This is a genomic window from Algoriphagus resistens (assembly GCF_001442615.1).
GTDB classification, from domain to species: Bacteria; Bacteroidota; Bacteroidia; order Cytophagales; family Cyclobacteriaceae; genus Algoriphagus; species Algoriphagus resistens.
The window spans coordinates 67318-76665 of sequence record NZ_LMXN01000019.1; the positions used below are offsets into that span (position 1 = coordinate 67318).

Below are 9348 nucleotides of genomic sequence, written 5' to 3' on the forward strand. Positions count from 1 at the left end.
ATATACAATACCCTTCGGGAAACTATGTATAGCCAAACCGTTGCCAGCAATTTGAAAACCAGCCAATAATGTCAGTAAGTAGTTACCGAAATAAAGTCAGCCAAATAAATTCTCAAATTGCGGATTTAATGAAAAAACAGGTTGCTGAAATGAAAAAAGAAGTCGATTTGAATTCTAAAATCAATGATTTATCTAAAAAAGCTTTTTCATCAAAAAACGTTTCTACAGTTCAAAATTATCAAAGACAAATAGATACTAAATCTAAAGAATTAATTCGTGTAAGTGCTAAAGTTGCTGATTTTGAAAAAAAACTGGCTGATAAACGAAAAGAATTATCTCGAAATCAAGACTATTTGACAAAAGCTGTTGATAATGAAGCAAAAAAGAGACAAAGTCAAGAAATGAATTTCTTAAAGGAAAAGGAAAGAATTAATCGTTCTGAATTGAGCAACATTCGAAATCTAACCTCTGAAATTCAACGCCAACAAAATATATTTGAAAATTACCAGGTTCCAGAAAGTGAATTAACAGATGATGATGTTGACTATTCATTAAAGGAACTCACCGAACTTCACGACCGAATTAACTCTGTGTTGCAAAAACTTGAGAAACTTGGTTATGGACAAGAAATAATATTTGATGAAATTGAGCAACTAAAATCGAAAAGCAAAAAAATCAGCAAAAAGGATTTGAAAATGATGCTTATAGGGAAGATTGTAAGTTTTGGAATGGGGAAAATTGACACAGATTTAGCAGCTCAAATATTTGAAGAAATTACAAGCGTGGATTTAACTAAACTGATCGAATAAAAACTACTGGCAATCGAGTCGGCCGTGAGCCATACACAGCTTGTCCAGCCTATGCGGAAGTGTGTCTGCGCCAAGTCGCACAGGTCTCACAACATCGTATCCCGATTCCCCGAACAGGCAGTACGAGCCACGTATATGGCGGTTCATTGAATCTCAGCCTTTCATTTTGAGTAATAGTCCAGCATATTTAGGCAACCTTTTCTTCTCAGTCTAGAAAGTATAATTGTTGTTGTTGTTGTGAGTATAGGACTTTAAGTCTCAGCACATCCATTCCTCTATGAGTTTTTGAAGCCGTTTATCAAAGCTATACAGCAAGGTTTTTCTAACTTTAGTTCTTCCTGATCAGTAGTAACATCTCAGATGGCTTTGATAAATCGAAACCATTCAAATTCAAAAAAACACTTCGTTTTGTCATCTAAGCCGTCCTCTTTTGTTTGTGATCAACTGACAAATAGATTTATGAAGCAGCTCTGTTCCCACTACAGTTCAAACTGCAGATTTTTTTAATCTTGTTAACTCTAATCTCCAGCTTTTCCCTTTTTGATCATACAATCGAGTGGCTATTCGTGACAACCAAGCTCAAGGATCGGTAACACCCTTAAAAATTACTTTAATTACCTCATTTCAAAGTTATTTCCTATTTGAAAACGCGAGTTATACCCATATCCCTGCTATCTATACCTGAAACTTGCTTGTTTGGATTTTTTTACTTCCAAACAACCGACCCAGTAACTGCTCTAAAACTTCCACTAAAATTGGATTTTCTATTCCCAAAACCAGCCCCAACGGCTCAAAAATCTATAGAAAAGGAAATCAACTTGACTTTTAACTGATTTGATACCGAAGACTTCAAAAAAAGCACCCTGTCAGCTGCTAGTTATACCTAAATCCCGGTAGTTATACCGGAAATGCCGCCCCAATTATTAATCTGGGTAGGATTGAAGAAAAAAACAATCCGCCATGAATTTCCTTTACCGCATCCCACTGTTCCATTTTGACATCGAAGACCCGGAAGTACTTGAGCAAAACCGGGTAACTATCCTCGAAGCCATTAAACTCTCTTCCCCCGTTTTTTACAGGAAACTGAAAGAAAAACCTTTTGCGGAGCTGGATAGGAACCTTAAAATCAAACTCAGAAAATACCTGCTCCGGGGCCGCTTCCGTCCCACTCCATTCGGGATGTTTGCCGGGGTCGGTCTGGGAAGTTGGGGAAAAGAAATGAACCTCAGTTTCCCGGTACAGACAGCAGAAATAAGCAAAAAAAAACCATATGGATCTCCTAAACCCATTGAGTCAATCTTCAACCACTTTGAATCCGATTACCATCTGATTCCCGGCATCCACAAAAAACACGGGTATTACCATGCCATGGTCTTTGACACAAAAAGCAAGAGCTGGAACGGATGCAGACTTCCCGTAAACAACCTGTTTGAAACCCTAATCCAGACCGCATCCGGGCAAACCATAAACTTCAACGTATTCCACCAACTGCTCAACACACGCCAATCCACTATCCCGGCAGAACAAGCAAAGCTGCTATGGGAGCAGATCCTTGATACAGGTTTCCTGACCCCTGATTATGGAATGTATCCTCAAGAAACAGGAAAGGACATGGTAGTGAAAAATCCCCTTGAAATCCCTGAAAGTACCAGAAAGCAACTGCAGCAGTTCATTGATGCCGCAGGAAACCTCTTCTCAAAAGAAGAAAGCACCTATCTAAGGGATTTCAAAAACTGGTTTGCAAACCAGTTTGATGACCGCTATGTCAATTTAAACGACCTCTTGACCCACAGTGAATTTCTTTCCCGCCAGTTCCAGCATCAAAGCAAGTCGACATCCCAAAAAGACTTTGCCACATCAGTATTGGGAAATCAGGACCAAAAGTCATTAGACTTACAGAAGTTTATTCCCAAAAAAGAACTGGATGCTGGAATCCACGATATCCAGATACTGTTCAGGCTTGATGCCATCGGTAATCCGGTCATAGAGAATATGGTCTGCAACCGCCCCTTTGTCTATACCGGAAGATTTAACAGGGAATCGGGGATAGAAAACCATTCCAGAAAAATCAGAAACAACATTTACCAAAATCAGGAGCATATCTATGCCCATATCCAGCTCCAGGAATCAGCCGCAATACAACATATTTGTAACGTCACCAATATCTTTGACTACGAAATCACTCCCTTCACTCCCCGTGAACAAAACCAACTGGGATTCGATGAGCTGTTTATAGGAATCCACGATAACCGTATCCTATTGATCCATAACCCCACAGGCAAACAAGTGATCCCTGTGGTCATGCACCCCCTGAACGGAGAGCAGATCACCCATCCCATTCTGCGGTTACTCTGGGAGGCAGCCCATCAGGACAGGTATAGGTTCCTGCCCTACCAGAGCAACACCCTCTCACAAATCCCTTATTGTCCGCAGCTCAACTGGGGAAAAATCTGTCTCCAGAGTAGCAGATGGAAACTTGACAGAGAGATCAATTCAGACCCAAAAGAATTGACGAAAAAACTGGACAGTAGGGGAATTCCAAAACAAATCCTTGCAGGCCATACAGACAGGGAATTGTTGCTAAACCGGGACAACCCCGAAGATCTGCAGATACTCCGGCAGGAACTCCGCCGAAACAAAACCCTTTCCCTCAGTGATCCGGCCTGGTTTCCTTCAGGGATTTTCCGCTCAGCAAACGGCACAGCAGCCTATCCCCAGTTTGTATTCCACTATTCCAGGCCACAGCATGTCCCAACATCAGGATGGTCATTCAACCCGGTCACCACCACCCAAGAGAATTGTCTCTGCTTCACCTTCACACTGTGTGACACGGAATTACCCGAGGTGCTGGAGCGCCTGTTCAGCCACATGGATGAACCGGAGATCAGTTCCAAAATCCCGGTCTGGTTCTATCTCATCTATGGGAAAAACGGGGCAACAGAAATCCGTCTGCGTCTGTTGGATGTATCCCGAAAGCAGAAAAATGAATTATTGGCCACATTTTCTGAGGTGTTCTCGCAGGAAGATCTGGACTGGAAAACAGCTCCCTATTTTCCCGAAACCTCAAAATACGGGATTAAAGGACTGGAAACTTCCCACCGACTGTTCCATCTTGAATCGGAATTCCTTGCCTCAAAAACCAATAAACTTTTACACCTGAATTATTCTCCCACTTATAAAGAAGACCTTATTACCAGACTTTGGCTAATCATTCTTACCCAGTCGCCAAACTACTGCCAGTTATTCAGGGAACTCAAAGACAGTGTAAAAAGCATGCCGTCCGAACTGGTCAAAACATACAAATCAGAGTTTATGTATTTAGGAAAAAGTAAAAAAGAACTGTTCAGCCTTGAGACTTACTTAAACACTATCCGCTCTCATGAGTATTTCTATGCTGCGGGAAACACCGCTATCCAGGTCCTGTTCAACCACCTGCATATGATGGTCAACCGCTTTTTCCCTATGGACACACAAAACTTTGAACGAAGGATCCGGTACAGGCTCTACCGGGAAACCGGTAAACAAATTTACTCCATACCAAGGACAATCACAGATTTCTCGCCCAAACCTGAATTTATCCATGGCACTTAAATGAAGCGCTTAATCAATTCGTCTCTGTTCAAAGATCCGTCTGACATCTTCCCTATAGGTTCTGCTCATGGGAATTTTATCCCCCGAAACCAGCTCACAGTTATCTGAATGTAGACACTTGACCTTTAGTAGATTTACTGCAAATGAATGATGTATCCTCACCATATACCTGGATTTAAGCTTTTTCATACTGACCATAAACGGGGAGACCAGTATGAATTCACTGCCGTCATGCAGCTTTATTATGGAATTTTTTCTTTGCTGTTCCATATATAAGATCTGTGAGGGCCTCACCACCTGATGACTGTTCCCAAATCTATCGCCTATCACCCGAATGTCCCCTTCAAACTCCTTTCTTACCCAGTACCGGGAATCCATTTTCTTCTTTGCCTTTTCCAGTGCTTCAGCCAGCTCAATGGTTTCAGGTGGTTTCTCCAAAAAACCAAGTGCTTCCACCTTATAACCCTGCGTAGCATATTTGGAGTGCCCGGAACAAATGATCACAGGAATACCGGAATCAATCAGTTTCCTGGATATTTCCAGCCCGCCCAGTCCAGGCATCAAAATATCGGTGATCAGGATATCCGCATTCCCATCCTGGAGGTATTCCAGACCCAAGACCGGATCTACAGTAGAAAATCCAACCTCAAAATCCGGAAGCATGGAGATTTCCTGGATTAGAATATCCAGGATATGCTTCTCATCGTCAATCAGACCTATTTTGTATCGTTTTCCCATAACGTATAGTTAATAGTAAGGAATAAGTTGACTCATCTGATTCAACCGTGTATTCAAATTGGTCCCTGAAATTATGACCCAGAACACGGAATACAGAAGAGGCACCAAAGCCTGAACGGGGCTTTATCCCTCTGCTCTGGACTTTGTTGGCAATGTTGACCGTGAATACCCAACCCCCGGTTGATGCTTTCTGGGCAAGCAGGAACTTAATCATACAGGGATGTTTTTCATCCGTGTAGTCCCCGTGGAAAAACACATTTTCTACCAGGGTCAGCAGGCATAACTTGGGCATGGGTAGCTTTTCCGCTACATCAGCCACTTGTATATCCACATCAACATGAAAGCGGGAAAACCGCATTTGCTGTATTTGCAGATAATTTTTTACCGCTTCCACCTCTTCCTTCAGGAAATTCGGATGACCAAATTCCCTAAAACTATATCTGAGCAAAGAGGTGAGATAGGAAAACTCCGTCGTCAAAGAAGGTGAAAGTTTGATGATCCTGGCCATATAAACACTTAAGGTGTTCACTACAAAGTGTGGGCTGAGCTTCATGGATCTATGCATCATCAGCAGCCGCTCATGTTCCATTTCCACTTTGTATTTCTTTTGCCTTAAGCCCAGATTATCATATAATATCCAGATCGCAGAGGTAAGTGCAAGAAAATGGAATATCCTCAGGAATTCATTTATCAAAAAGGATTTGGAAAGTGTGATATCCTCCAGATAAAGTCTGAATACAAAAAGCTTGATTGTCAGCAGGGCCAGCAGCAGGAGCAGCAGAGAGAAAACAGCCAATATTTTTCTCTTGCGGACGAAGAAATCAGGTAGTATAATTTTAAAATACAGGGCAATCAGTACATACCCTGCTACAAAATGGTATATGGGAAAAAACCAGTTGTCAATTTTACCTGTCATAAGGAATGTTGCAACTAGGTCAACCAGCCAATAGGCAAGAAAAATAAGGAAAAGAAAGTAAAGCGGTTTTTCAATGGGTTTACCGAGCATGCGAGTTATACCCAAATCCCTGTTAGTTATACCCGAACGGTCAGATGGATATCTGGAATCACTAATTTCCATGGTACAAAAAATTTAACTGTTATGAAAAACAAACAAACCTTCGAGGAATGCCAACAGGCACTCCAATCAATCAGAAAAATCAGTTATCAGGGAAAAAGCAACAACAGGGACGGCCGTGTCACCGGCAGCTTTTTCAGGGAGTGCCTCACCACCTTTACGCGTATTTAAAAAAGTAAAGGGTGACCCTCCAGATACTGAGATGAAACCAAGACTTCAATGAAGTCCGCCAACTGTACTGGACATTTCATAAAGGAATTCTTACTCCTGTGAAAAAATCTCCAGTTCCTGAGGACCTGCCAAAACGCAGGTCCTTTTTTCTTAACAAGACCTTACACCCCGGGACCAGCCCAGCAAAAATCTTTACTTACTTTTTAAGGAAAACGATAAGAACATCTTTAAAAACCATCAGAAATTCTGATAAGCCTGCTTTATTGCCGTTTTTATACAGCTTGATTCAAACAACAAAAGCCATAGGCATGATCTTTAAATCTTAAAACCAGAGCATGGATTTTCTACCTATCCATCTGATTGATCGCTCTTAAAAAGTTAATTAGAACCTGAAATTGAACTAAGATAATCATTTCAATTTACTCTTCAAAAAAATCTTGGACAGTTTCTAATTAAGGAGATGCCTCTTTAGTAAAGCAGCTGTCTAATAATCACCAAGCATATCCCAGCCGGCCGGCCAGCACATAAAAATCCCGTATCCGACAAGGCAAAAAACATCCCCCAACCTGCGAGTTATACCAATATCCCGTTATCTGTACCAATTATTTGCTTTTGAATCCAATTCCTGATGAAATTTATTCCGGTTGCATCACATACTCAGTAATCAAGATTAAGGCAATAAGAAACAACTACCAAGAACAATTATAATGAAACCAATGACTGCGCTTTACAAGATTCCTTCAGCCCTGTTAATCCTGCTCTGGATCTACACAGGTCTGGACAAGCTCTTCCGCTGGGGAGCAAGTCGGAAGGCTTTCCACAACCAGATCTTCCCAGCAGAACTTGCCGAAGTATTGGCCTTTGCGGTACCGATTACAGAGTTGTTGATCGCCGGGCTCCTGCTCTTTTCAGTCAGCAGATGGTGGGGATATCTCTCAAGCATACTCCTGCTCACCGTCTTCACCACGTATGTGGGACTGATCTGGGTAGGAGCATTCCCCAGGGTACCCTGCAACTGCGCGGGAATCCTGAACAGTCTGGGATGGGAAGAGCACTTTATAATGAACCTGTTGTTCATAGCCCTAGGCATTTATGGCCTTTACCAACACCTCATAAAAAAGCCCAAGGCAGTTGCCTCAGGCTCTTCAGGGTGTTAAGCTTTAATCAGTACTATGTAGAAATCTTCATTTCTACACTTCAAAAGTAAACTATAATCCTATCAATTCACTACTAATTCAAAGTAAATCAAAACAATAAAGGGCGGCGGAGGTAGATCCGCCGCCCACAGCCCAAGGTTCTAAAGCACGGGCTGCAAAAAATAGCAGAAAAAGCAAATCCAAAGACCTAAAGTCTCAGGAAATCAAACAGAAGTATCGCACCGCCTCTTCCTAGGGCAGGCAGTAGGAAGGCCAGCTTACACTGGGCGGTGCAGGGATCCGAACCGGCTCCTTAACCGGGCAACCCGGACGGTTCACCCGCTGATATGGAGTCCTTGGACGGATTCCTTACGAAGGATGAAGTCCACGGAAGGGACTCCTATCAGTGGAGCATAGTACCAATAAGTTTAACCGGGAGGCAACTCCCACAACCAACACAATTATGAAATCATTATCAAAAATGCTCCCAGCACTTGGATTAGTGTTCGGGGCAACCCTGGCCATGGCCATGAATTTCGCAACACCGGAACAAACCGGGACCCTACATGCCTTTGTAGATGACGAATGGGTAGAAATCCCGGAAACACAGCTTTATAACTGTGATGATGAAGATCCTCAGTGTGTAGCCAGATTCGATGAAAACGGGGACATGGTGGATGGTTCGCTGGAAACAGGGAAGTATGTCCCAATTAATTAATAGTTTCACCTACTTTAAATCAGGCAGTCTTTGGTAAAGTCTGCCTGATTCTTTATTCATACCTGTTTTGCTGAATACCACTTCTTCCTATTTCTTTCTGGGGAATGGGTAAGGCAAACCGGAGATCCCCTGCGGGCAACAGGATTTCTTCACCATTGATAGTTCTTTTCAGGGTAATATCCGCACCCAGTACATTCAACCGTTTTATATCCCCCCAACGGATCCCCCTCAACACCAGCTCCTTTCTTCGTTCCACTAGAATCGTATTTATCAGCTCTTCTCCATTGAGGCCGCTCAACGGCTCAAAACTTTCAGGGGTAAACCGCTTTTCAAGTAATAGGTTAAGGCTATTCAATGCCTCCGATTCCTCACCCAGCCTTGCTTCTGCCTCTGCCTTGTTCAATAGCAGCTCATCCACTGCCAATCCCCCAAATGGATTCACCAGGTAAGAATACTGGCCACGGTAGGCCATAAAACCATCACGGGGATAAAAATACAGCTCCTTCCTTAGGTCCCCATCCCTATATTGATCAATTAGGTCCGGGGAAATTGCTGATCCGGAAAAGTAAAAGTAAAATAACTGCGAAAACACTTCACTGTAATAAATCACCTCTCCAAAATTGCCTACAAATGGTCTGGAGGGCGAAGGATCTACCGAATTGTAATCTATCAGGGTGGAAAAAATCCCCAAAGCCAATTCTGCATTTTCAAGGCTTCCTTCAAAGTTGCCCTGATACAAATAGACTCTGGACAGCATGGCATAAGCGGCCGCTTTTGAGGGGCGTGTATTTACAGCCGGTAAATCAGCCAGGAGTTCCCTGCTTGCAGTTAAGTCATTCAGTATCCTGTCAAAAGTTTCCTCCAGGTTAGCCCGTGGCAACGGGCTATCGATATCGGGACTTGTTCTTAGTACCAGTCCAAGCTCCCCTTCCGCTGTAGCCCTGTCGTAGGGGAGACAAAAAGCCCTGGCCAATCCAAAATAGGCATATGCACGGTAAAACAATGCCGCCCCCTTTAGCTCCTTCCAATCTGTGGCCTGTTTTTCCTCTTCACTGAAATTCTCCAATTCGGCCAATACTATATTGGCAAAGAGAATCTGTTGGTATGGTC

At 42.8% G+C, this 9348-nt stretch carries 8 protein-coding genes; 5 read left to right on the forward strand and 3 right to left on the reverse strand.

Features of this window, described 5'->3' with window-relative positions; genetic code table 11:
* The first annotated feature begins 68 nt into the window (after positions 1 to 68).
* Together AS141_RS26935 and AS141_RS23755 are read left to right on the forward strand one after the other, a co-directional pair.
* Entirely contained in the window at positions 69 to 809 is a 741-nt protein-coding gene (locus AS141_RS26935; protein ID WP_057940205.1) for a hypothetical protein, read from the forward strand.
* A 960-nt stretch (positions 810 to 1769) separates the two neighbouring features.
* Positions 1770 to 4400, forward strand: a complete 2631-nt coding sequence (locus AS141_RS23755) for a lantibiotic dehydratase (protein WP_057940206.1) — start codon at positions 1770 to 1772, stop codon at positions 4398 to 4400.
* A 9-nt stretch (positions 4401 to 4409) separates the two neighbouring features.
* On the opposite strand, the gene AS141_RS23760 is transcribed toward AS141_RS23755, so the two are convergent.
* Complete coding sequence (locus tag AS141_RS23760; protein WP_057940207.1) at positions 4410 to 5138, reverse strand: LytR/AlgR family response regulator transcription factor; 729 nt, start codon at positions 5136 to 5138, stop codon at positions 4410 to 4412.
* A complete protein-coding gene (locus tag AS141_RS23765) occupies positions 5107 to 6216 on the reverse strand; it encodes a histidine kinase (protein WP_057940208.1) in 1110 nt (369 codons plus the stop codon). The genes AS141_RS23760 and AS141_RS23765 overlap by 32 nt, the downstream gene beginning before the upstream one ends.
* Positions 6217 to 6237: 21 nt before the next feature.
* Between AS141_RS23765 and AS141_RS26715 the strand changes: the two genes are divergently transcribed.
* The 3 genes from AS141_RS26715 (at position 6238) to AS141_RS23775 (ending at position 8238) form a co-directional block, all read left to right on the forward strand.
* Positions 6238 to 6384 (forward strand): hypothetical protein, encoded by a 147-nt coding sequence (locus AS141_RS26715; protein WP_157243567.1) that lies wholly within the window; start codon positions 6238 to 6240, stop codon positions 6382 to 6384.
* Positions 6385 to 7100: 716 nt separating this feature from the next.
* Entirely contained in the window at positions 7101 to 7541 is a 441-nt protein-coding gene (locus tag AS141_RS23770) for a MauE/DoxX family redox-associated membrane protein (RefSeq protein ID WP_157243568.1), read from the forward strand.
* A gap of 442 nt (positions 7542 to 7983) precedes the next feature.
* Positions 7984 to 8238, forward strand: a complete 255-nt coding sequence (locus AS141_RS23775; protein WP_057940210.1) for a DUF6520 family protein — start codon at positions 7984 to 7986, stop codon at positions 8236 to 8238.
* Positions 8239 to 8290: 52 nt separating this feature from the next.
* On the opposite strand, the gene AS141_RS23780 is transcribed toward AS141_RS23775, so the two are convergent.
* Positions 8291 to 9348 (reverse strand): RagB/SusD family nutrient uptake outer membrane protein (locus AS141_RS23780; RefSeq protein WP_057940211.1); only part of this gene is annotated, 1058 nt, incomplete at its 5' end.

Excerpts from the sequence above, each read along its gene's own strand:
- AS141_RS23760 (WP_057940207.1), bottom strand. The coding sequence starts at position 5,138 with ATGGGAAAACGATACAAAATAGGTCTGATTGACGATGAGAAGCATATC.
- AS141_RS23770 (WP_157243568.1), top strand. The coding sequence starts at position 7,101 with ATGACTGCGCTTTACAAGATTCCTTCAGCCCTGTTAATCCTGCTCTGG.
- AS141_RS23755 (WP_057940206.1), top strand. The coding sequence starts at position 1,770 with ATGAATTTCCTTTACCGCATCCCACTGTTCCATTTTGACATCGAAGAC.
- AS141_RS26715 (WP_157243567.1), top strand. The coding sequence starts at position 6,238 with ATGAAAAACAAACAAACCTTCGAGGAATGCCAACAGGCACTCCAATCA.
- AS141_RS26935 (WP_057940205.1), top strand. The coding sequence starts at position 69 with ATGTCAGTAAGTAGTTACCGAAATAAAGTCAGCCAAATAAATTCTCAA.
- AS141_RS23775 (WP_057940210.1), top strand. The coding sequence starts at position 7,984 with ATGAAATCATTATCAAAAATGCTCCCAGCACTTGGATTAGTGTTCGGG.
- AS141_RS23765 (WP_057940208.1), bottom strand. The coding sequence starts at position 6,216 with ATGGAAATTAGTGATTCCAGATATCCATCTGACCGTTCGGGTATAACT.